Here is a 22,226-nt window from a genome sequence, read left to right as displayed (position 1 = left end):
TCACCCTGGGACCCGGCATCGGAGTGGGCCCGCAACGAACGGGGCTGGATCGGGTGGCCGTCTCGCTCACGCTGCCACACGGCCATCCGTAATGGGATGAGCACCAGATTCGTGTGCATGCTGGTAGCGGCATGCCAGGCAATAATGCGTTGCGAGAACACGTCAACGATGAACGCGACGTAGCAGAATCCTGCCCAGGTCCTCATGTAGGTAAAGTCCATGACCCAGGTGTGGTCTGGCCGTGGGGCGGTGAAATCCCGGTCGAGCAGGTCACCGGCCCGAGTGCCGTCTTTGGCCGGTATCGTGGTGCGGATTCCCTTGTCCCGGCGTACCCCAGCGAGCCCCAGAAGGGTCATCGCCCGATCAACAGCCCCTGCGGAAACGTTCACGAAACCGGGCTGACGGCGCACCAGTGCGGTCATTTTCCGCCGCCCGTAGAGGCCCTCGGGCGTCATCGTGCGCTGCCCGGACGCAGTGGTGGTCCATGCCAGGTCGCGGACCTTGTCGACCACGAGCGCGTCGGTCATCGTTCTGGCCGCCACCGCACCCTGTTTCCAGTAGCGGTAGGTTCTCGCGGCGATCTGGTAGCCCTGCTCGCGCAAGACCCGGCAGATCGACTCGACCGCGAACCCAGCTGCGTTCATCTGATCAATGAACGCAGCCATCAACGGTTGCGGGTCTCGAGTTCCCCCGCGAAGAAAGTTGTTGCCGCTCGAAGGATCGCCACGTCTTCTCGCAGCCGCCGGTTCTCGGCCTTGAGCCGCTTGATCTCAGACTGCTCGTTCGTTGTGACGCCTCCGCGTTCGCCGGTATCGACTTGGGCTTGGATCACCCAACGACGCAACGACTCCTTCCCCACACCGAGCTGCTTCGCTACAGCCGTGACCGCGGCCGTCAACGACGGATACTCCGGCGAGTGCTCCGTGACAAGACGCACGGCGCGCGCTTTCACTTCCGGATCGATGATCTTAGACATACTGCTCATTCTCCTAGACTCAAACAGGAGCGGCATCAAACCTAGGACGCTTCACTTGACGGATTACTGGATGCCGCGCTGATCGCCTCGCTATATGCTCTCGCCGGAGCCGCCATCCTCACACTCATCCCCCTAGTGCTGAAATGGACCCTTATCGGGTACTACCCCGTTGGTGACCGGCCGCTCTTTAGCTCCTTCGTATGGCGCGGAGAACTCGTTGACGTGTTCGTGGAACAGCTAGCTGTCCCTCACTTCTTGCGTCACGCCCTTGGCTCACCGCTATTCAACGCATACCAACGCTTAATGGGCGTCAAAATCGGTCGCGGTGCGTGGGTGGAAACTTGGTGGCTACCTGAGTTTGACCTAGTCAACATCGGCGAACGTGCCACCATCAACCGTGGCACGGTACTCCAAACACATCTCTTTCAAGACCGTGTCATGTCCATGGAACGCGTCTTCGTCCACGACGGCGCCACCCTCGGCCCGAACTCATTCATGCTTCCCGGCTCCGAAATTGAAGCCCGAAGCACCGTAGGACCCGCTTCATTGGTCCTTCGCCAAGAAGTGATTCCACCGGACGGCTACTGGGCCGGCAACCCCGCCCAACGACTCAACGAGAAGGAGGTGACACACCATGGCTGATGATTCCAACCCTGACACCGAACTGCTTCCGGTCCACCCGCGCCCAGGCGCACGGCCCGCGCGCTCCATTTGGGTGGGTGAAGACGGACCCGCACCCGTTGAGGAAACCAATGCCGACGTTCGGCCCTTCTCCCATGGCAACGGCACGCAATTCAGTGAAGTGGCCTCCACTTACCAAGCACGGCACCTGATAGAAACCACATCAAAAAAACCTAAATCCCAAGCCAATAGTCACCGCTCACAAACCCGTTTGCTGGGCGTTGACGTGGCACGCGGCATGGCGTTTCTCGGCATGGTGATCATCCACATTTTGCCTGGCTCTGACGAAAACTCGGGCAGCCCGACGCCCATCTGGACCATTTTCTCAGGCAACGCCGCCGCACTATTCGCCTTGCTTGCGGGTGTAAGTCTCGCGTTCATGACGGGCGGTCGAAGCCCCTACACAGGCGACAAGCGCATACGCGCGCTCGTCTCGATTGCCACTCGTTCCCTCATCCTCTTGGTCATCGGCATGACCATCAACTTGGTGGGCGAGGCCTCAGGAGTGCTGAACATCTTGCCGTATTACGGACTAATGTTCTTCATCGCCATTCCTCTGACGCTATTTCGCGTCCGCTGGCTAATCCTCATCGCCCTCATATTTGCCTCGGTAGGACCATTCTTGGTCTTCAGCGCCTATGATCTGGTTGGCGATCCCTTCACGGGAAACCCCACCATTCTGGATCTTTTCACGCGCCCTAGCGAAGTGTTCACCATCTTGACCTTCACAGGTGCCTACCCGATTGTCACGTGGGCTCTCTACCTTTGCGTAGGCATCGCTTTGGGTCGCTTATCGCTGCACCGAGAGCGTACGCAGGTCGCTATGGTGATCGTCGGTACCGTCATAGCGGTGTTTAGCAAGATCACTTCCTTCATTTTGCTGGCGCGTCAAGGAGGCCGCGAAGCAATTTTTGACGCCACCAAGGACCTGGCTCGGGCTGATTTCCGGGATCTTCAAATCTTCGGCCCGGAAAGTTACTACCCCACCACCACGTATTGGTGGCTCGCGGTGGACGCTCCGCACTCCAACACTCCGTTCGCCATGACGTTCAGCTTGGGAGTTGCCATGGCCGTCCTCGGCCTCGTGCTGCTCCTGAGCAAATACCTCATGAACTGGCTTGCCTTCTTCGCGAATATGGGTTACATGACCTTGACGCTCTACGCCATGCACCTGATTCTGGTCGGCATCGTGGACGTGACTCCCCATCCCGCCTTCTGGTTCATAGCTCAAGTGACATTTGCTGTGGCGTTTGCAGTCATCTGGGCACTAACCGTCGGCCCCGGTCCACTGGAAAAGCTCGTCTCACGGGCATCGAAAGCCGTCGGATCCGCCTTCATTCCAGAGCGGACCAGACCTCAAAAAGCAGCTCGACACTAGACGTGACGCCGCGTGAGAGACCGTCATCCCCCAACCTATGTCTCTGTTGGCTTGAATGCGTCCCTCTAACGTGTGAGCTGCAACAGTAAGGGGCCGCTCATACGTTAAAAATTTGGAAATGATCGCCCGTTCGCGGATCCTTTACCGGACAGAATGCCGGAATCAGACGCCAATGTCTGTAGCAAGAGAATCAAGGTGTCGGGCAAGTTCCTTCATGGCCCAGTCGTTGTCCTCGTCCTGATGTTGTCGGATGAGATGAAGGGCGAACCCGTCGATGATGGCGTGGGTGCGTGCCGTCTCAGCCTCCGGGTCTAGCTCGGCATATCTGGGATCGGTCGCGAGAAGTGCGAGTATTTGACGGCATCCTTCTTGGAGGTCCCGGTGCGCCCGTTCATAGGCAGGTCGGAGTACCGGATCAGTGAACGCAAGGACCCCAACGGAAAGGAAAACTTCCATCTCCACCCGCCGCTCGGCATCGAGCGGTAAGAGTTGGGAAAAATAACTATCTACAGTCAGTCGAATCGATTGCCGTGGCTGGGTTGCAGCGATGCGATCAACAACCTTCTGACGGACAAGGTCCAGCACGTAGGCGCGCAGGGTCTCCTGCGTCGGAAAAAGGTACCGGAGCGAACCCGCGGTTATACCAGCCTCCGCGGCGACGTTGCGGACCGAAAGCTTAGTTATCCCGTCGCGCACAACCACACGCCAAGCGGCCTCGCCGACCCAGCGCTCGCGAACCGCTTTGTCGATCAACTTAGGCATATACGAATTTTGGCACACCTGTGTGATAACTTGGTAACACAGGTGTATCAACAAGGGGAAGCCGTGATTCTGGGTCTTATCATCGCTTGCGAACTTGGCTTTTGGATCGCCATACTTGCTGGGCTGGCAGCCAGGTACATTCTCCAAGCCAAACGTCTTGGCAAGACTCTGCTCCTGTGCGCTCCACTGATTGATCTAGTGCTGCTGGTCGCCGTCAGCGTGCATTTGGGCGCCGGTGCCACAGCTTCCTGGCACCACGGACTGGCGGCACTCTACATCGGGTTCTCCGTGACCTACGGCCACCGGATGATCGCTTGGGCAGATACTCGTTTCGCCCACCGATTCGCCGACGGCCCCGCTCCAATAAAAGTAACTGGGCGGGATCATACCCAGCAGTGTTGGAGTGACTTCGCGCGTACCCTAGGGGCCGCTCTCATCGCAGCAGGAATCCTCGCGATCATCACTTGGTGGGTTGACGACCCAAATCGCACCGAAGCACTCACTGGGTGGTACCGCATACTTGGAATTGTCGTCACGGTTGAGTTCATTTGGGCCCTCAGCTACACCATCTGGCCCCGCAAAGTGGCAGTACCGTCCGGCTACACCCCTCATCCTTCTGACTAAACCCCACCACGGGAACCAAGTAACAGCCTTGCACCCATGGCAACTTAGCTCGAGGCTTACAGCACCGGCATCAAAATCCATGTCCTATGCGGGCCCTTTAAAGGAATCGATTCAAATACCAAGCTAGGCAAACCCCTAGCGAAACCATACGACTCTTCGGAAGGTCTCCGAATGCGCAAACTAGTTCCGCGGATGGAAGTGAGTGCCTTGCAAACACGTGTGGTGGCCGACAATTGGTTTCCGCACTGAAATCTGTCTCGTCGCCACTCCACGCCGTCTTGTGTCAGACCGAGGCAACGCGTGCGTCGGTGTAAAGCCAAGACGTTCTGGATTGAACCACAGTAGTTGTAATAGTCAACTCTCGTTGACTCTCCCACCAACAGCTCAGACACAGATGTCCTGAGACACCGTTGAGTACGATGCCCCAGAACATTACAAAAGTGGAGCTTAAGGGAGTCGAAACCCTGACCTTTTCATTGCGAACGAAACGCTCTACCAACTGAGCTAAAGCCCCTCGCCTTTCGGCGTGAGAATACGTTACTCCTGCGCCGAAAAGACTTCAAAAACACTGAAACGAAGCCTAGATCCAGCCGTTTTCCCACGCGCGCTGCGCTGCCTCCTGGCGCGAGTCCACGTTGAGTTTCGCGAAGATCGTGGAGACATAATTGCGTACGGTTCCCTGCGCCAGCCCCATCGATGTCGCGATCCGCGCGATGGACTCTCCCCCACGCCCCAGTCGCAAGACATCCAATTCACGCGCGGTGAGTGGGCAATCGTTGGCCGCCAGAGCAGCCGCGGCAATCTCGGAATCCACATACCGTTTTCCGGCAGCCACGTCCCGAATAACGCGGGCGAGTTCTTGCGCGGGCGTCGATTTCGGCACGAAACCTGACACCTTGTTCTCCAGCGCCCGCCGCAAAACACCTGGCCGGGCATGCCGCGTCACCATGACAATGCGCGTGGGCACGGACCGTGAAATCTGGGCGGCCGCCTCGATCCCGTCGGCATTCGGCATTTCCAAATCCAGCACGCACACATCCGGCTGAAACTCGCGCGCCAACGCTATCGCTTCCACGCCGTCGCGCGCTTCGGCGACAACTTCGAGGTCGTCCTCAAGCCCCAAGAGCGCCACGAGCGCTCCGCGGATCAAGTCCTCATCATCGGCCAACAACACTCGAATCATGCCGAAACCTCCTGTGGCACAGCCACGCTCATCACAAATTCGTCTGCCTCTTGCCGCGCCTCCAATTGGCCGCCGGCCGCAACAACCCGCTCCCGCAGACCCGCAATACCATTCCCCGAATGCGCGGAAACTTGCGCGGCAGCCGGGGCTTCCGCGGGGTTGTTATTCCGGATTTCCAGGCGTACGACGCCGCCGCTCACCACCATCCGAATGCTCGCTTTCGTAGCACTTGAGTGCCGCAAAATATTGGTGGTTCCTTCTCTGACTACGTGACCCAAGAGTCGGTGAGAGGGGGCGGGAACGGAAGCTGCGCCGTCGTACTCGGGGGAAACGGAACCGAAAGCAGAACCGTCAGCCGGGAGCTCAACCGAGCAATCAACGCCCGCGGACGTGAGGACCTGGGCGGCGTTGCGAAGTTCCTGTTCGAGGGTGACTTCGCGGTAACCGTGGACCAGCGCGCGAGTCTCCTCCATGGCGAGCTTGGCCTGTTCGCGGGCCTCACGCAGATTGGTCATAGCCACGTGAGGGTTCTTCTCCAAAGTGCGCTCGGCGAGCTCAGTTTTGAGTGCGATCACCTGAAGGTGGTGGCCTTGAATGTCGTGGAGGTCGGCTGCGAATCGGAGGCGCTCTCGCGTCACCGCTAGCTCGCCCTCAATATGCCGCGCCTTTTCAAGCTGTCGCATGATGTCCCAGAACCAGAGACTAAGAATCAGTGTGATAGGGAAAAATGCCATCACGAAGAACACCACAAGAGGTTCTTTTGTCATCTCCATCACTGAGGCCTGATGAATCCAGCCGCTGAAAAGCGCATGCGCAATCAAAACAGTCACTACGCCAATCGCCCATGCTCGCCACGTCTTCGAGGGGTCACTCAGCATCCACGTCCACAACATCATTTGAAGCGGAAAACTACCGACTATCACCATTCCTGGGTGCCACAGCGTCACCGCCCAAATGATCAGCGCGGCAGCCCATGAGAGGACGCTCAGCGCTCTCGTCAAGGAATCACCTTGTGCGTCAAACAGCGGCGGATACCCTCTCCAAAGTCCACCCTTGAAGCGATTCGAAAGCACCGACAGCGTGATGCAAAGAGCGATGGCGGCCAGCGTTACTGTGATGATCATCCATTGCGGCGCACGCGTTGCAAAGGCGTAGAACACCACCATCGCAAGTACGGTCACCAACAACAAAAGCACGGAGATGTACGTGTACAGCCACGTAGCTTTCATCCCACGCTGGACGATTGCGGAACGGTTCATGCCTTCCACACTATCCATATGACATTTGTCAGGGACAGCTGATGAAATCCTCCCGAAAAGAGGTGACGGCAACTCACTACTGGCGCGGCCGGGATCGCGATTGACTGGATATCAACATCAACTCAACCATTGAGGAGTCATCATGCAGGAGCATCTTTTCCAGTTCGTTAGCCAGTGGGATTCATGGGTTCAGGTCCTCGCGGTCTCGCTCGTTTCGGCGATTCCATTCGTCGAGTCCTACTTCGGATCCGCGATTGGAGTCGTGGCGGGGATGCCACTGTGGTTGGCGGTCCCCGCCGCCGTGGTGGGTAACTGGATCAGCATGTTCGTTCTGGTGCTGCTCGCCGATAAGACCCGCGGCCGCTTCGCCAAGCCATACGCCGAGAAGTCGAAGAAGCGCGAACGCTTCGAGCGCCTCTTCAACCGTTGGGGCGTGCCGGGCGTCTCGCTGATCGGCCAGACCGTGTTGCCTTCGCAAATCACGTCCGCCGCGATGGTTGGCGCCGGCGCCTCACCGCGCCAAGTGATCCTCTGGCAGAGCATCTCCATTGTCATCTGGGGACTCGTGTTTGGAAGCCTCGCGATGGCCGGGTTGGCGGTCCTGTTCTAGTCGCCGGTTTTGGATTCACGGGACAGCTTGGACGGCCACCACAGGATCCGTCCAAGCTCATGCCCCAGTGCGGGCACGAGGAACGAACGCACCACGAACGTGTCCAGCAGGACACCAAACGCCACGATGAATCCCAGTTGCACCATGAACATGATCGGGATGACGCCGAGGGCGGCGAAGGTCGCGGCCAGCACCACACCAGCAGACGTAATCACGCCGCCGGTAACAGCCAAGCCGCGCGTGATGCCATCCTGAGTGCCGACTCGCAGCGCTTCTTCACGCACACGCGTCATGAGGAAGATGTTGTAGTCCACGCCGAGCGCCACCAAGAACACAAACCCGAACAGCGGCACGGCCGGATCGGCGCCCGGGAAATTGAAGAGCCCGTTGAACACCCACGCTGACACGCCCATCGCCGCACCGTAGGACAGCACGGTGGTCAGAATCAGCACCAGCGGCGCCACCACGGAGCGCAGCAGCAGCATCAGAATGATCAGAATTGCGCCAAGCACCAGCGGGATGATCTTGACGATGTCCTCTTGAGCGGTGACCTGCGTGTCCAGTGCGGTCGCGGTGGTTCCACCCACCAGGGCATCTGGATCGATCGCATGCGCGGCCTCTCGAATCGCCACAATTGTCCGCTCGGCTTCAAGCGAATCCGGCACGTCCTTGAGCGTAATGCTCAGCTGATTCTTGCCGTCCACCTCGTGCGCGTCCGTCCCCGGTCGCACGGGCCCACCGTCCGCGGCTAGCAGCGTGACTGAAGCTACGCCGTCGTCCTCTGAAATTTTGTCCGCAATAGAGGACGACGACGCCGCCCCCACTATCGCGAAAGCGGGGCTTCCAGCGCCGGCATCAAAGTGACGGGCGATGGCTTTCTGTCCCGCAGCGGAGTCGGTGGCGGTGAGGACGAGCTCTGATTGCGGGACGCCTTCGGCCTTGAGCTGAGTGATGCCGAGGCAGCCGACCGCGAGAACGAGTGCCGTGACGATCCAGACGGGGCGCGAGTGTTTGCGGACGAAGCGGGCGATGTTGAGCCAGAGTCCTTGGGCGTCTTCACCGTCCGCGAGTGGCTTCGGAAAGAACGGCCAGAACGCTTTGCGACCCAGAAGTGCGAGGATCGCGGGCAAAAGAGTTAACGAGGCGAAGACGGAGAAGATGATGCCGGAGGCGGCGATGGGGCCGAGAGCCTTGTTGGAATTCAGGTCTGAGAAGAGCAAGCACAAGAGGCCCACCGTGACAGTGCCTGCGGAGGCGACGATCGGTTCAAACGAGCGTTTCCAAGCCGAGAGCGCGGCGTCGAAACGTTGCTTCCCATGCGCGATCGCCTCTTTGAAACGCGCTACATAAAGCAGCGAGTAGTCCGTGGCAGCGCCAATGACCAGGATGGAGAGGATGCCTTGGCTTTGGCCGTCGAGGCGGATCCAGCCCCACTTCGCCATCCAATAGACCACCACAATCGCAGCGCACAGCGCGGCCACCGAGGTGAAGAGCACCGCGAACGGCAACAGCACCGAGCGGTAGACCACCAGCAAGATCACCAACACCGCGAGGAGGGCTACGCCTAGCAACAAACCGTCGATGCCAGCGAAGGCGCCCTTGAGATCAGTGGTGAAGCCGGCAGGACCGGTCACGAATGCTTGGGTGTTTGCAGGGACGGATTCCGCAGCCATCTCGCGAATTTCGATGACCTGCTCATCCGTCTCCCCCGCAGGGTTTAATGGCGCAACGATTTGCAGCGCCTTGCCGTCTTCGGAAGGAATGGGGCCCACGGGCTCGCCTTCCACAAGACCAGCGTCTTTGAGCTCCGTCATGAAGCTGGAGATATCGGCGGGGGAGAGCGCAGATTCAGATTCGAAAACGATGATCGCCGGAATGGCTTTCGAGGTGCGGAACTTCTCTTGAGCTTCGAGCGCCTTGGTGGCCTCGGCGGTGGCTGGCAAGAAGCTGGATTGGTCGTTGGATTGAACCTCCTCGAGCTTGCCGAACGTGGGGCCGCCAACGCCTGTGACGCCGAACCAGACAAGAACCAAAATGAGCGGAATGAAAATTCTCAACCAGCGTGGGTACGCTTTCTTGGTTGAGAGTTGTTGCGGAGAATCTCCGCGCACACTCTTGGTGTGGTCGAGTTCGTGCTTCCCAGTCATTGCTCTTCCGCCTCATAGGTTATATCTTGAAAGATACTATTCGATAGTAGAATAGTTTTACTATGGAAGTAGATTACAGCGTGACACCCGCATCTGCTAGTGGGCCAAAAGATCCGAGCGCCTACCGCCCGGATCCTCAGGCGTTTGCTCTGATCAACGCACTCCAAAATTTCACGATCGCTTCGGATCACTACGCGCATCTGGTGGGCGGAAACAATAAAATGGTGCAGCGGGATATGTATGCCCTGCGCGCCATCATGCAGGGGTCGCTCGCAGGAGAGTCACTAAGTCCCACGGATCTCGCGAAGGCCGTCAACCTCTCGACGCCAGCCACTACGGCCCTCATTGATCGCCTCGTGAAGAGCGGGCACGTCACCCGCCGCGCGAGCGAAACCGACCGCCGTCGCGTTGTTTTAGAAGCTACGCCTAAAGCGGCCGAGGATGGTCGGCGCATGTTTATGCCACTCGCCATGTCACTCATGACCGTGATTGATCGGTACTCCCCCGAGCAGATAGCGCTCTTAACGGAGTTTATTAGCGAAGCCGTCGACGCCGTGCACCGGAGTGCAGAAGCTTCTAAGGTAGAAGAATGAGCGATCAGCACCCCGTCCAGGACCCCAACTCGGGGTCAGGTTTTTCAGGGTGGCTCCACCGTATTTCGGCCAAGCAGTGGCTCGCGGTGGCGCTGGTCATGGTGGTTTTCGTGTTTATCTTGCAGAACCGCGAGCGCGTGCGCATCGAGCTCTTTTTCAGCCAAATGTATTCGCCGCTCTGGCTCACGCTGGGCGTGGTGTTCCTACTCGGCTGGCTAGTGGGCGCGTTCAGCTTCCGGCGCCGCAAATAAGGGTTCAAGCCAAACATCTCTGACTTTTGCGCATCTGCCGATTTCACTTATTGCAGTTATTGCAGTTACGTGTCACAATTGAGGCAAGCAATAAGGAGTAGACCATGTCCACCTCTTCCAACATCCAGAGCGTTCAGACAATAGACGTTTCGTCATCGCAGAGCACAGAAGCCCGAGAAGTCACGCGACATTTTGAAAAGGCTTCTCCGGACGACTTGCGGATCCGCATTGAATCACCAACAGGTGACACGATTACTGTGCCCGAATCGCTCAGCGAACTTCTCCAAGCTGTCCTTCGCCTAGCAGCCGCCGGAGAAACAGTAGGAATAACTCGCCTCTCAAAGTCCCTCACTAGTGTGGAAGCAGCAAAGTTCCTTGGAATGTCTCGCCCGACGCTCATGAAGCTGGCTTCTAGCGGCGAAATTCCTTCACACAAGGTGGGATCACACACCCGCTTCGATCGAACCGATCTTCAGGCCTTCGCTGAACAACGGACGCAGAAGCAGCGGAAGTCTTTCGATGAACTTCGCGCATTCGAAGACTCGTTGGACTTTCAAGAGTAATTTCGAGATCCGTGGCCCCTGACTGCCTAAGCTGAAAGCATGCAGCAAGGGGCCACGCTCGTATTTCTGGACGCCAACATTCTCGTCTCGAGGACACTTCGCGACTGGTTTTGCATCATCAGTCAAGAATCCGGAGTTGACGGCATCGAGCCCAGATGGAGCGAAGATGTGATGACCGAGTATCAATATCACGTGCGCAAGGCGAACCCAGGCTGGTCTGAACAGCAAATAGGCGGGTGGCGTCGTCGGCTGTGCGAGGCTTTTCCCGCAGCACTAATTACAGGCTATGAGATCTCCAAAACGCACCTCACCACAGTGCGCGATCCACTAGACAGTCACGTTATTGCGGCTGCAGAACATGGCAAAGTCGATTATCTAGTAACGGCAAACTACTCTGACTTTGAGCCTGCCGTGGACGACGTCGAGTTCGAAATCTATCGCCCCGATGAGATGCTGTGCCTCATCGCGCAGCGTCGACCCGAAGCTATTAGTAAAGCGGCTCGACGCCAAATTGAGTACTGGGCCAAAAAATCATCGAATAAGACGCTTCACCAAGCCCTTGTTGACGCGGGCGCGCCTGAATTCGCTCTGCTTATTAAACAGCGCATGACTTACTGGGCAACTACCGGAAAATACTGAGAGCAAGCGCTGATGCGCGTTGCCCGCGCTCACCACTAGTGTCGAGCGTTAGCCCTCGACGTCCGCCCCTGCGTTGATGCGCTTTTCCGTCTCTTCGTAAGCGCGCTTGATGTACGCCTCAAGCTGGACATCCTCCACGCGCCACATTCCACGTCCACCAATTTGGACGCCAACCAGCTCGCCGCTTCGCACGAGGGCACGCACTTGCGGCAGGTTCACGTTGAGGATTTCGGCTACATCGGGGAGGGTCAAGAAACGTGGCATAACCCCATTATGATCCCATTTGGATCACTTTGCTTGCACTAGCGAGTGCTTGTGGATATTTAGCGGCTCGCGAAGTGCCAGATCACGCCGATGACCCAAGCGGAGCTCGCGAGTGCCACCATGCCGAACTCCACGAGGATGCCCAGACCGGTTGCCTTCAACGCGGATCCGGCCGAGCGAAGCGCCAGCCCAAAGTCCTTGCGTCGCGCGAATTCCATGCCCAAAAGTCCTACGCCGAAGCCCACAAACAGGCCGACCACCGGGATGACGAACATGCCCACGATGCCGCAGACCACGGCCACCACAATGGACTTGCTGGGGATCTGTTGCTGTTTGAGGTTTCGCCCGGTCAGGACCGCGGACGCGCTCCAGCCGATGGCGACCAGCGCCATGCCGATGATGCCCATGGTCCACGAGGGCGTGCTGCCTAGAATCCAGGCCCATGCGAGCAAGGAGCCCATGGCCAGAATGCTGCCCGGAAGCACCGGATAGATGGTGCCGAGCGCGGCTACCGCGAGGAGCAGTCCGGCGATGATGGTGACGATGATTTGAGTATCCACGCTATTAGTCTCCCACTAACAGGGGCCGCCAACTTTGCCGGTCAAGCACTACTGGCGCAAAATTACAAGCGTCATGCGCTGGCTAGTACGCCCACACAACATTCAGAGTAATTTTTTGATGTTGCTCGGCCAGGGCGGAATTCACGTGGACAACTGTGCCGGAGGCGGACAATTTTCGATCAGTGCATTGAGACAAATAGTCCAGAACGGGTGCCGGAATGTAGCCGAGCTTCACGCCTTCTACTGTGAATACCGCTTGCGCTCGGGAATCGTGCGCGTTTTCGGGCTCGTTCCGAATTTCAACGGTATCGCCTTCTTGAAGTCGTCCGCTATCGACGTAACCAACGCCTTCGGGGTGATAGCGAAGCCCGTGAATAGGGACCTCTGCTTCAATGGACTTTCTTGCGAAATCAACGATCGGCTCTGGATAGACCTCGATTGTGTCCGCAATTCTCCGACCCAACGAACGTCCCAGAATCTCAAATTCAGTCGCTTCTTCAGTGAGCCCCAAAGAGCGTAACCAGTCATGCCGGTCAGGCCGTTTCAACGACATCACGCGAGTTGAAAAAACTGGAAAAAGCGTACGAGACTGATAGTTTTTCTCGAGGTTATCGAACCCCGGGATGGGACGGAAATCAGGAGCGTCCGATACTTGAGGGTAGTAGGAAAAGGTATAGATCCCAGATGGATCTCTACCTAAAACCCCGGCAAGAAAATACTTGCGGGATAGTGGATGTTGCCACGTCACGAGCAGTGAATCAATGTGCCGAGAGTCGTTTAGCGCTTCAGATTGAGTTGATATCAGTGACACTCCACGATCCTTTCTCGGTTGCACTTGATGATTTCACTGGCCAACTTAGCAGCCGGCCCAGACATTTGGGACTGTTGAATCAGAGATTCAATCACGTCGTCACGCAGTGCCTCGAGTTTACTCGCCCACGCTGAAAGCCGACCGGGAGCAAACTGGCGCGAAAAGCCTGCCGCATAATCCACCAGGCTCTTGGATTGCCCATCTTCGAACTGACGTGCGCGGGCCTTGACCGCAAAGTCAAAGATGCCCTGCGGTTCAGCAAGCAGTTTCTCCCGTCTGGCTCCTCGCGAGGTGATTGCCATCGCTGTCGCATGATCAAAACTTGGTGCGAGCCGATTCTTTTTGCCCAGAGTGACTTCGATGGCCCAGTTGTTACTGTGACGATCCGTATTCCCGATCAATCCATCGAAAAGCAAGTAGTCGCAGAAGACTTCAATCGCAGAGAGTTTTGGTGAAGAACCGTCCGGAGGATCGAGTGTTGTCTATACCGAAACAATGTTCTCAGCGCTGTGGCCTCGAGCCTTTCTGTCTTTGGGGTCGAAGTTCTCAACATGTCCACTGAGAAAAGCTGAGCCTTCCGAAAAGCTATGGCCTCTCGTACGAATGACGTTTCGCGAGATGCAACCTGCTTGTCCGTTCAGAACGGCTAGTCGTACGTCCGCGCTTGGCACACTGATGAGGTCGGCAATAATGCTTGCCGCGTACTCGGCCGATGCTTCATCCGGAGACCGCTCTGGTCGCGTTGGTTTGAACATCCACCGATCTTCGGGTTCAGGATCATCGCCGTGTGCCGGATCAGTAAACCAGTCCTTTTCTGACTCACCACCAGGTTCTTCAAGCCAGAGCTTCCAGGAGCTCAGATCCACGATATTCATCTTGTCTCATTCAATTGACGCGAATTGCTCCCACGCCACCACACTGAACCCGGGCGCGGTGCCGCTGACTTCTCCCCCGCAGTTGGGGCTAGTCCACAGTTGTAGTACGACGCCGCCGCTCAAGCCAGCGGCCTCCCTCACCCTCGTGAGGTCTTGCGGTTGGGCGGAAAGATTGAACAAGATATGCACCCGCCCCGAGGACGAGGTGCCGCGCGTCAGCAAGAGCCACTGATCCTCCTCGCTGAAGTCCACCGCAACGGAAGCGAAGCTCGGGTCGGTGAGCTGCGGCGTCGTACTGCGAAGGGACAGGAGCTCGCGGTAGGTCGCAAGCACGGTGCCGTGAGCGGTGTCCGAGGACTCGTTTGCTTCCTCCCAGCGCAGGACCGAGTTGCGGAACGTCGTCTCATCCTGAGGATCCGGAACCTTGGCGCGGTCCCAGCCCATGCGCTCGAACTCTGCGAAGCGGCCGGAGCGGACGGCTTCGCCGAGATCCGTCTCCGGGTGGCTCGTGAAGAACTGCCACGGGGTGGACGCTGCGAACTCCTCCCCCATGAACAGCATGGGCGTGAAGGGGCTCAGGATGTTCAGGGCGGCGCCGAGGATGAGCTGATCGGGGCCAAGCGCTGGGCTCCAGCGATCGCCGGCGGCGCGGTTGCCGATTTGATCGTGGTCTTGGATGCAGACCACCAGCTGGAGGGGGCTGACGTTCTTCTTGTCGATAGGCCGGCCGTGATGGCGGACGCGGAAGCTGGACCACGAACTGTTGTGGAAGAAGCCATCCGTGATCGTCTTGGCGAGCGCACCTACGCCACCAAAGTCGCCGTAGTAGCCGTCCAATTCGCCGGTGATGTTGGCGTGGATAGCGTGGTGGTAGTCGTCGTCCCACTGGCCGTCGAGGCCGAAGCCGCCGAGCTCGCTAGGGCGAATGAGTCGGTCATTGTTCAGATCCGATTCCGCGATCAGGAACTTGTGGCCGTAGCGGTCCTCGAGGTGATCAACGCGCAGCGCAATCTCTTCGAGAATGTGCATGGCGCGCTCATCCTTGAGGGCGTGCACGGCGTCCAAGCGCAGGCCATCCACGCGGAAGTCCGTGAGCCACATGAGGGCGTTGTCGATGATGTAGCGGCGGACCTCGTCCGACTCGGGTCCGTCGAGGTTGAGCGAATCGCCCCACGTGTTGGCCTCGCTCGGTTTCAAATACGGGCCGAACTGCGGCAAGTAGTTTCCGCTAGGGCCCAAGTGGTTGTAGACGACGTCTTGGATGACGCCGAGACCAGCGTGGTGGGCTGCGTCGACGAATCGTTGGTACGCCTCGGGGCCGCCGTACTGCTCGTGGACGGCGAACCAGCTGACGCCGTCATAGCCCCAGTTATGCGTGCCATTAAAGGAGTTCACCGGCAGCAGCTCGATAAACGTGATGCCAAGATCCTTGAGATACGGGAGTTTCTCGATGGCCGCGTCCAAGGTTCCTTCTGGAGTGAAGGTGCCCAAGTGGAGTTCGTAGATGGCTCCGCCGGAGAGACCGGGGTTGCGCCATTCGCAGTTGGTCCACCGGAACGCCTTCGCATCCCAGCGCTCAGAAGGTCCATGCACGCCGAGCGGTTGGCGGCGCGAGCGGGGATCCGGCAAAGGCGTCTCGAGTGTGCCGGCGGTTCCTGCTACCGATTCCACGATGAAACCGTAGCGAAGCGGACCCGCTTCGCTCGATGTGCTCGATGTGCTCGATGGAGCGTCGACCTCCACGAACCACCAGCCGTCGCCGCGCTGATCAAGTTCGCGGCCCGAAGGTTCCGGTGCGCGGGTCATCTCCAGCGCTTCGTTGCCTTCTTCGTGGACTTTGACCAGTTTCACCGAGCGCGCGTGAGGCGCCCACACGGACACGATTGACATGGATTAGGAGACCTTTCGCAACAGCGCGACCGGAAGCGTGGACAGAACCTCGCTGAGCTGCAAAGAGCCGTCGCTCTCCACGCTCTTGCCCGAGATTTCGTCACGGTACGTTCCGGCTTCCACCTTGAGAGTGGTGTCCTGCCAGCCGCCGATCCGGTCCAGGCCGAGCGGCAAACGCGTAATGACGGTGATGGCCCCGCCACGATCGAACGCGAACGCATGATCCTTGGCAGTACCTTCGACCGTCACGGCCTCGTAGCCCGTGAAGAGGTCGGGGTGGTCGCGCTTGAGACGAAGTGCTGCCGCGACGACGACGAGCTTCGTGAAACCGAGTTCGCTGTCATCAGATTCGCCATCGCTATTTTCGGTGCTACTAGTTGCCGAGTTGTCGATGTCCGCAAGCAATCGTTGCCGCAACTCAAAGTCCACGGGGCGACGGTTGTCTGGGTCCACAAGGGACCGATCCCAGAGCTCGGTGCCCTGATAAACATCGGGAACGCCGGGCATGGTCAGCTGCAAGAGCTTGGCCGACAGTGCGTTGGAATCTCCAGCACGCTGAGCACCGGCCACGACGCGTTCGATCAGGTTCTTGACGTCCTCGGAATCGAAGGCGGCATCCACCGCGGCGTGCATCTTGGACTCGAACTCAACATCCGGGTCCGTCCACGTGGTGCTATCGCCTGCTTCGCGGGCGGCTTTCTCCACGTACGCGTGGGCGCGCTCGCGGGAAAGGGGCCACGCGCCAATGAGCGCTTGCCACATCAAATCGGCAAAGGCCGTGTCGCCGATGGGCGCTAAGGCTTCCAACTGGGCAAGCGTTCCGGCCCAGTTCGCTGGAACCTCGGCCAACACGGAGATGCGGGCCCGAGTGTCCTCGGACCGCTTGGTGTCATGCGTGGACAACGTGGTCATCGAATGTGGCGATTGCAGATGACGCTTTGCAAGCTTCAAATGCAGATCGAAAGGCTCCACCGAGAACACGGACGGATCCGCGCCCACCTCATTGAGCGAGGTCAAACGGGTGTAGCGGTAGAACGCCGTGTCCTCGACGCCCTTGGCCATGACCATGCCAGAGGTCTGCTGGAACCGAAGCGCCAACTCGCTCATTGCACCGTCTACAACTGCACCGTCGCGCGATTCGCCGTCGGCACCCACTGCAGGCAGGAGCGCTTCGTGCAAAGCGGTAATCACTTCGGCCAAATCTGGCCGGTGTACTCGGGCCGAAAGGATGGCGAGCTCGAGGTGAGCTGCGCCGTCGTCCGGGAGGTACGAGCGGTAGACGGGGAAGCTGGCCAGGATCTCTGCGAGCGCATCCACGAGGGACTCGAAGTCGGGACCAGCGCTCGCCGAGTCTTCAGAGCCGGACAGCAGATCGGCGGGAACCAGCCGCGCGAGGCGGCGCACTTCCGAGTTCAGCAGGCCATCGGCAATGGCTCGCTTGGTGTCATGCGTCATCTCGGCGTAGCGCTCCACGGGAACCATATCCGTGAGGATCTCCCGGCCAGCCGGATCCACAAACAAGCGGTCCACGTCGGCGAGCGCGTCGTACCCGGTGGTTCCGGCGCACTCCCACGATTCGGGCAACTGCTCGCCCGGTTCCAAGATCTTCTCCACCAAGACGTAGGCGCCGCCAGTAATCTCGCTGAGTCGCTCCAGGTACCCGCGAGGATCCGCGAGACCGTCCGGGTGATCTACACGCAACCCATCGACGAGTCCCTCATCAAACCAACGCTTGATCTCCTGATGGGACTCATCGAACACCCACGGAACTTCCACGCGCACACCGGCAAGAGTGGTGACGCCGAAGAAGCGGCGGTAGTTCAAGGTTGCGTCGGCCTCGCGCCACGACACCAACTCGTAGTGCTGCTCCGCCAAACCAGCAGTGGAAGCCTCCGTCCCCGGCGCAAGAGGGAATGTCTTGTCGTAGTACCGCACGAGGCGAGCTGCGTCGTCGTACTCCAAAGCCTCAAGCTCATCCGGACTATCGCCGAGAACCGGAAGGCGAACCTTCCCTCCCCCGGCCGCCCAATCGATATCGAAAGCTTCCGCGTACCGCGACTCCTGGCCGTGCGTGAGCAGATCCCACCACCACGTATTCGCGGACGCCGTGGCGACGCCCATGTGGTTCGGGACGATGTCCACGAGCAAGCCCATGCCAGCGGCATGAACGGCCTGGGACAGCGCCGCGAGACCGGCCTCGCCACCGCGCGAAGGATCCACCGTGGTGGGATCCGTGACGTCGTACCCGTGATCCGAACCCGCTTCCGCGGTCAGGATCGGGGACACGTAGACCCAGTCGATCCCCAACTTCTGGAGATACGGGACCATCTTCGCCGCATCAAAGAGCGTGAAGCTCTCGCGGATCTGGAAACGGTAGGTGCTCGCGGGAGTTTTCATCGCAGGATTCATTAGGAAGAACGCTCCGGAGTTTGGCTCACCGAGCCCGCCATCGCGGCCAAGGACGCTGCGACGGAATGATCGGTTTCCACGGGGACTTCCTCGTGTTCGCGCAGCACCATCATGGAGCGTGACGCGAGGGTGACGGTGGCGCCAGCGGTCAGCGCCTCCGTGTCCGCGCCAGTTCCGGCGGTGTCCACCACAATGTCCCACTTGTCCGCGAACTTGTCCGAAGGCAACGTGAACGTCACGTCTTCGAAGTGCGCGTTGAAGTAGAGCAAGAAGCTCTTGTCCTCGATGGGCTGACCGCGAAGGTCTGTGGAGTGAATGCCGCGGCCGTTCAAGAACATGCCCACGGAAGCGGGCGTATTAGCGTCCCACGCCTCGTTGGTCATGGACTTGCCGTCAGCGCTGAACCACAGCACGTCCGGAAGCTCCACGCCGTCTTCCATTTCCACTTGGCGGCCATCGAAGAAGCGGCGGCGCCTAAACGTGGGGTGCTCGGCGCGCAGCTTCGCCACGGCAGCCGTGAACTCTTGCAACGGGCCGTCCGCGTGCTCCCAGTTGATCCACGTCAGCTCAGAGTCCTGGGCGTAGCCGTTGTTGTTGCCGTTCTGGGTGCGGCCCAATTCGTCGCCGTGGCAGAGCATCGGAACGCCCTGGCTCAGCATCAGCGTGGCAATGAAGTTTCGCTGCTGCCGCGCGCGGATGGCGAGGACCTCGGGATCATCCGTGGGTCCTTCCACGCCGCTGTTCCAGGAGCGGTTGTGGGATTCGCCGTCGTTGTTGTTCTCGCCGTTGGCGTCGTTGTGCTTCTCGTTGTAGGAGACCAGGTCTCGCAGCGTGAAGCCGTCGTGGGCCGTGACGAAGTTGATGGAGGCCACGGGGCGGCGGCTCGAGTGCTCGTAAAGGTCCGCGGAGCCCGAGATGCGGGACGCGAACTCGCCGAGCGAGGAGCGCTCGCCGCGCCAGAAGTCACGCACGGTGTCCCGGTACTTACCGTTCCATTCGGTCCATTGCGGCGGGAAGTTCCCCACCTGGTAACCGCCGGGCCCAATGTCCCACGGCTCGGCGATGAGCTTCACCTGGCTGATCACCGGGTCCTGCTGGATGAGTTCGAAGAACGTGGAGAGCTTGTCCACATCATAGAACTCGCGCGCCAGAGTGGAGGCGAGGTCAAAGCGGAAACCGTCCACGCGCATCTCGATAGCCCAGTAGCGCAGGCTGTCCATGAGCAACTGGATGGCGTGCGGGTTGCGGACGTTGATGGAGTTTCCAGTGCCCGTGTAGTCCGTGTAGTACCGCTTGTCTTTTTCTTCGAGGCGGTAGTACGCGTGATTGTCGATGCCGCGCATCGACAGCGTGGGGCCCATGTGGTTGCCCTCGGCGGTGTGATTATAGACCACGTCGAGGATGACTTCAATGCCCGCCATGTGCAGGGCCTTGACCATGGCCTTGAACTCTTGGACCTGCTGGCCCGCATCGCCCGTGGAGCTGTACTTGTTGTGCGGGGCGAAGAAGCCGATGGTGTTGTAGCCCCAGTAGTTGGACAGTCCCTTGTCCTGCAGGGTGCTGTCATTGACGAACTGGTGCACCGGCATGAGCTCGAGCGCGGTGATGCCGAGCTTTTGCAAGTGGGCGATCACGCTAGGGTGTGCCACACCGGCGTAGGTTCCGCGCAGTTCCTCGGGAACGTCCGGGTGCATTTCGGTGAGGCCCTTGACGTGGGCTTCGTAAATCACGGACTGGTGGTAGGGAGTGCGCGGCTTGCGGTCCCCGGCCCAGTCGAAGAACGGATTCACCACAATGCCCTTCATGGCATGGCCGGCAGAATCCTGATCGTTGAAGGAGTTTTCGTCGCCCCAGTTGTAGCTAAAGAGCGACTGGTCCCAGTCGATTTCACCCTCGACGGCCTTCGCGTAAGGGTCAAGCAACAACTTGTTGGGGTTGCAGCGATGCCCGTTGGCAGTGTCATAGGGTCCGTGGATGCGGTATCCATAGCGGTGACCTGGGATCACGTGGGGGATGTAGCCGTGCCACACGTAGCCGTCTACTTCTGTGAGTTCTATGCGGGACTCAACGCCCGCGTCATCGAACAAGCACAGCTCTACTTTTTCCGCGACCTCTGAGTAGATCGCGAAATTCGTGCCATTGCCGTCATACGTTGCGCCTAATGGGTACGCTTCTCCGGGCCAGATTTCCACGAATTCTCCTCACGGTATTCGTTAGTGTCCTGTGTCTAACCTACCCCGATCCTGTGACTCTCCCGGATGATTTCCGCGTGGCATAGTCTGGAGTGGTGAAGTTCCTTAACGACGCTGCCCCTGCTTACGACCTCACCTACAACGACGTTTTCATGGTGCCCTCGCGGTCCTCCGTGACGTCCCGCTTGGATGTGGACCTGAAAACCCCGGATGGCATTGGCACCACCATTCCTTTGGTGGCGTCCAACATGACTGCGGTGACGGGCCGGCGCATGGCGGAGACGATGGCTCGCCGCGGAGGCATCGCGATTATTCCGCAGGATATTACGCAGGACGCGGTTGCGGACATGATCGGTAAGGTCAAGGCGGCTCACCCGGTTTTCGAGACCCCCATTACGGTTTCCCCGGACGACGCCGTGGCCTCGGCTTTGGCGTTAATCGGAAAGCGGGCGCATGGCGCGGCGGTAGTCGTCGACGGTGGGCGGCCCGTGGGTGTGGTGAACATGCACGACCTCACCGAGGTGGACCGTTTCACGCGCATCTCCGAGGTCATGAACACCGAGATGGTGACCGTCCCAGCGGACGCTGACCTGCGTGAAGTCTTCGATACGTTGTCCTCACGCCACCTGAATTTGGTGCCCGTGTTGGATGGGGATCAGCTGGCGGGCGTGTTGACCCGCAAGGGCGTGCTGCGTTCGGCGATTTACCAACCGGCGCTGGATCCTTCGGGAAAGCTCTTGGTGGGCGGCGCGATCGGCATCAACGGTGACGTGCATTCCAAGGCCGTCGCCTTGCTGGAATCCGGCGCCGATGTACTGGTGGTGGATACCGCCCACGGTAACCAAGAAAAGATGATCGAAGCCCTGGCACATTCGGTGGCTGCTCGCGACGCGTTCGCGGATCAGACCGGCCGCCGCATCCAGATTGTCGCCGGCAATATTGTCTCGGCGCGCGGCGTGGATGAGCTGGTGGCCGCAGGTGCGGACATCATCAAAGTCGGCGTTGGGCCGGGCGCCATGTGCACCACCCGCATGATGACCGGTGTGGGCCGTCCGCAGTTCTCCGCGGTGCTGGAATGCGCGCGCACCGCCACGGACCTCGGTGCAACGGTGTGGGCTGATGGCGGCGTGAAGTACCCGCGCGATGTTGCCCTCGCGCTCGCTGCCGGAGCCGCGTCGGTGATGATCGGTTCGTGGTTCGCCGGAACGTACGAGTCCGCCGGAGATCTCATGCAGGATTCCAACGGCAAGTTCTACAAGGAATCCTTCGGCATGGCCTCTGCCCGCGCCGTGAAGAACCGCACGAAGGACGCCTCCGCGTTCGACCGTGCCCGCATGGGATTGTTCGAAGAAGGCATCTCCCACTCCAAGATGTTCTTGGACGCAGACCGCCCAGGCGTTGAAGACCTCATCGACGGTATTATTTCCGGAGTGCGGTCCTCGTTCACCTACGCGGGTTCGCGCAATATTGAGGAATTCCGCGAGCGGGCCATCGTCGGCGTCCAGTCAGCTGCTGGTTACGACGAAGGCCGCCCGCGGGAATCCAGTTGGTAGAACCGG

General features: G+C 59.3%; 21 protein-coding genes, 1 tRNA gene and 1 pseudogene. 9 read left to right on the top strand and 14 right to left on the bottom strand.

The window, feature by feature from the left end; genetic code table 11:
• Window positions 1–2 precede the first annotated feature (2 nt).
• Window positions 3–976: pseudogene (locus tag HD598_RS08630) on the bottom strand (IS3 family transposase); the annotation flags it as partial.
• Between the two features lie 135 nt (window positions 977–1,111).
• On the opposite strand from HD598_RS08630, the gene HD598_RS08620 reads away from it, so the two are divergent.
• Window positions 1,112–1,618 carry a hypothetical protein gene (locus HD598_RS08620; RefSeq protein ID WP_183665216.1) on the top strand — a complete coding sequence of 169 codons (507 nt, stop codon included), beginning with the start codon at window positions 1,112–1,114 and terminating at the stop codon, window positions 1,616–1,618.
• Entirely contained in the window at window positions 1,611–3,035 is a 1,425-nt protein-coding gene (locus HD598_RS08615) for a heparan-alpha-glucosaminide N-acetyltransferase domain-containing protein (protein ID WP_183665214.1), read from the top strand. Before HD598_RS08620 ends, HD598_RS08615 begins: the two co-directional genes overlap by 8 nt.
• Before the next feature lie 162 nt (window positions 3,036–3,197).
• Here HD598_RS08615 and HD598_RS08610 read toward each other — a convergent pair whose 3' ends face one another.
• Window positions 3,198–3,797, bottom strand: coding sequence for a TetR/AcrR family transcriptional regulator (locus HD598_RS08610; protein WP_183665212.1), 600 nt, complete (start codon window positions 3,795–3,797; stop codon window positions 3,198–3,200).
• Between the two features lie 63 nt (window positions 3,798–3,860).
• Here HD598_RS08610 and HD598_RS08605 point away from each other — a divergent pair, with 63 nt between their 5' ends.
• Window positions 3,861–4,421 (top strand): hypothetical protein, encoded by a 561-nt coding sequence (locus HD598_RS08605; protein WP_183665210.1) that lies wholly within the window; start codon window positions 3,861–3,863, stop codon window positions 4,419–4,421.
• Between the two features lie 441 nt (window positions 4,422–4,862).
• On the opposite strand, the gene HD598_RS08600 is transcribed toward HD598_RS08605, so the two are convergent.
• From HD598_RS08600 to HD598_RS08590, 3 genes are all read right to left on the bottom strand, one after another.
• Window positions 4,863–4,935 (bottom strand) — tRNA-Ala (locus HD598_RS08600).
• 66 nt (window positions 4,936–5,001) lie between these two features.
• On the bottom strand, window positions 5,002–5,604 hold the full coding sequence (locus HD598_RS08595) for a response regulator transcription factor (protein WP_183665208.1): 603 nt from the start codon (window positions 5,602–5,604) through the stop codon (window positions 5,002–5,004).
• On the bottom strand, window positions 5,601–6,863 hold the full coding sequence (locus HD598_RS08590; protein ID WP_183665206.1) for a sensor histidine kinase: 1,263 nt from the start codon (window positions 6,861–6,863) through the stop codon (window positions 5,601–5,603). The genes HD598_RS08595 and HD598_RS08590 overlap by 4 nt, the downstream gene beginning before the upstream one ends.
• 142 nt (window positions 6,864–7,005) lie before the next feature.
• Here HD598_RS08590 and HD598_RS08585 point away from each other — a divergent pair, with 142 nt between their 5' ends.
• The gene (locus HD598_RS08585; protein WP_183665204.1) at window positions 7,006–7,473 is read left to right on the top strand and encodes a small multi-drug export protein; all 468 of its coding nucleotides are present in this window, start codon (window positions 7,006–7,008) and stop codon (window positions 7,471–7,473) included.
• Here HD598_RS08585 and HD598_RS08580 read toward each other — a convergent pair.
• Complete coding sequence (locus HD598_RS08580; protein ID WP_183665202.1) at window positions 7,470–9,620, bottom strand: MMPL family transporter; 2,151 nt, start codon at window positions 9,618–9,620, stop codon at window positions 7,470–7,472. The genes HD598_RS08585 and HD598_RS08580 overlap by 4 nt on opposite strands.
• 62 nt (window positions 9,621–9,682) lie before the next feature.
• Here HD598_RS08580 and HD598_RS08575 point away from each other — a divergent pair, with 62 nt between their 5' ends.
• The 4 genes from HD598_RS08575 to HD598_RS08560 all read left to right on the top strand — a co-directional run bounded on the left by HD598_RS08575 (window position 9,683) and on the right by HD598_RS08560 (window position 11,666).
• Entirely contained in the window at window positions 9,683–10,213 is a 531-nt protein-coding gene (locus HD598_RS08575) for a MarR family winged helix-turn-helix transcriptional regulator (RefSeq protein ID WP_183665200.1), read from the top strand.
• A complete protein-coding gene (locus tag HD598_RS08570) occupies window positions 10,210–10,464 on the top strand; it encodes a LapA family protein (protein ID WP_221244625.1) in 255 nt (84 codons plus the stop codon). The genes HD598_RS08575 and HD598_RS08570 overlap by 4 nt, the downstream gene beginning before the upstream one ends.
• Window positions 10,465–10,568: 104 nt before the next feature.
• The gene (locus HD598_RS08565; RefSeq protein WP_183665198.1) at window positions 10,569–11,027 is read left to right on the top strand and encodes a helix-turn-helix domain-containing protein; all 459 of its coding nucleotides are present in this window, start codon (window positions 10,569–10,571) and stop codon (window positions 11,025–11,027) included.
• A gap of 39 nt (window positions 11,028–11,066) precedes the next feature.
• Window positions 11,067–11,666 carry a PIN domain-containing protein gene (locus HD598_RS08560; protein ID WP_183665196.1) on the top strand — a complete coding sequence of 200 codons (600 nt, stop codon included), beginning with the start codon at window positions 11,067–11,069 and terminating at the stop codon, window positions 11,664–11,666.
• 48 nt (window positions 11,667–11,714) lie between these two features.
• Here the strand turns inward: HD598_RS08560 and HD598_RS08555 are convergent, their stop codons facing one another.
• The 8 genes from HD598_RS08555 to glgX form a co-directional block, all read right to left on the bottom strand.
• A complete protein-coding gene (locus HD598_RS08555; protein WP_071894644.1) occupies window positions 11,715–11,930 on the bottom strand; it encodes a helix-turn-helix domain-containing protein in 216 nt (71 codons plus the stop codon).
• Window positions 11,931–11,989: 59 nt separating this feature from the next.
• Window positions 11,990–12,490, bottom strand: a complete 501-nt coding sequence (locus tag HD598_RS08550; protein WP_071894643.1) for a DUF456 domain-containing protein — start codon at window positions 12,488–12,490, stop codon at window positions 11,990–11,992.
• Window positions 12,491–12,572: 82 nt separating this feature from the next.
• Window positions 12,573–13,301, bottom strand: a complete 729-nt coding sequence (locus tag HD598_RS08545; protein ID WP_183665194.1) for an HIRAN domain-containing protein — start codon at window positions 13,299–13,301, stop codon at window positions 12,573–12,575.
• A complete protein-coding gene (locus HD598_RS08540) occupies window positions 13,292–13,702 on the bottom strand; it encodes a hypothetical protein (protein ID WP_183665192.1) in 411 nt (136 codons plus the stop codon). Before HD598_RS08540 ends, HD598_RS08545 begins: the two co-directional genes overlap by 10 nt.
• Before the next feature lie 81 nt (window positions 13,703–13,783).
• On the bottom strand, window positions 13,784–14,167 hold the full coding sequence (locus HD598_RS08535) for a hypothetical protein (RefSeq protein WP_157103274.1): 384 nt from the start codon (window positions 14,165–14,167) through the stop codon (window positions 13,784–13,786).
• A gap of 15 nt (window positions 14,168–14,182) precedes the next feature.
• Window positions 14,183–16,066, bottom strand: coding sequence for a malto-oligosyltrehalose trehalohydrolase (gene treZ, locus HD598_RS08530; protein WP_183665190.1), 1,884 nt, complete (start codon window positions 16,064–16,066; stop codon window positions 14,183–14,185).
• A gap of 3 nt (window positions 16,067–16,069) precedes the next feature.
• Entirely contained in the window at window positions 16,070–18,463 is a 2,394-nt protein-coding gene (gene treY / locus HD598_RS08525) for a malto-oligosyltrehalose synthase (RefSeq protein WP_183665188.1), read from the bottom strand.
• An 11-nt stretch (window positions 18,464–18,474) separates the two neighbouring features.
• Window positions 18,475–20,667, bottom strand: coding sequence for a glycogen debranching protein GlgX (glgX, locus tag HD598_RS08520; RefSeq protein ID WP_183665186.1), 2,193 nt, complete (start codon window positions 20,665–20,667; stop codon window positions 18,475–18,477).
• 95 nt (window positions 20,668–20,762) lie between these two features.
• Here glgX and HD598_RS08515 point away from each other — a divergent pair, with 95 nt between their 5' ends.
• Complete coding sequence (locus tag HD598_RS08515) at window positions 20,763–22,220, top strand: GuaB1 family IMP dehydrogenase-related protein (RefSeq protein WP_183665184.1); 1,458 nt, start codon at window positions 20,763–20,765, stop codon at window positions 22,218–22,220.
• Window positions 22,221–22,226: the final 6 nt, after the last annotated feature.

Origin of the sequence: Neomicrococcus aestuarii, assembly GCF_014201135.1 — a bacterium.
Classification (GTDB): Bacteria; Actinomycetota; Actinomycetes; order Actinomycetales; family Micrococcaceae; genus Neomicrococcus; species Neomicrococcus aestuarii.
The sequence above is the reverse complement of the archived record's forward strand: the minus strand, read 5'-3'. Positions and strand labels throughout refer to the sequence as shown.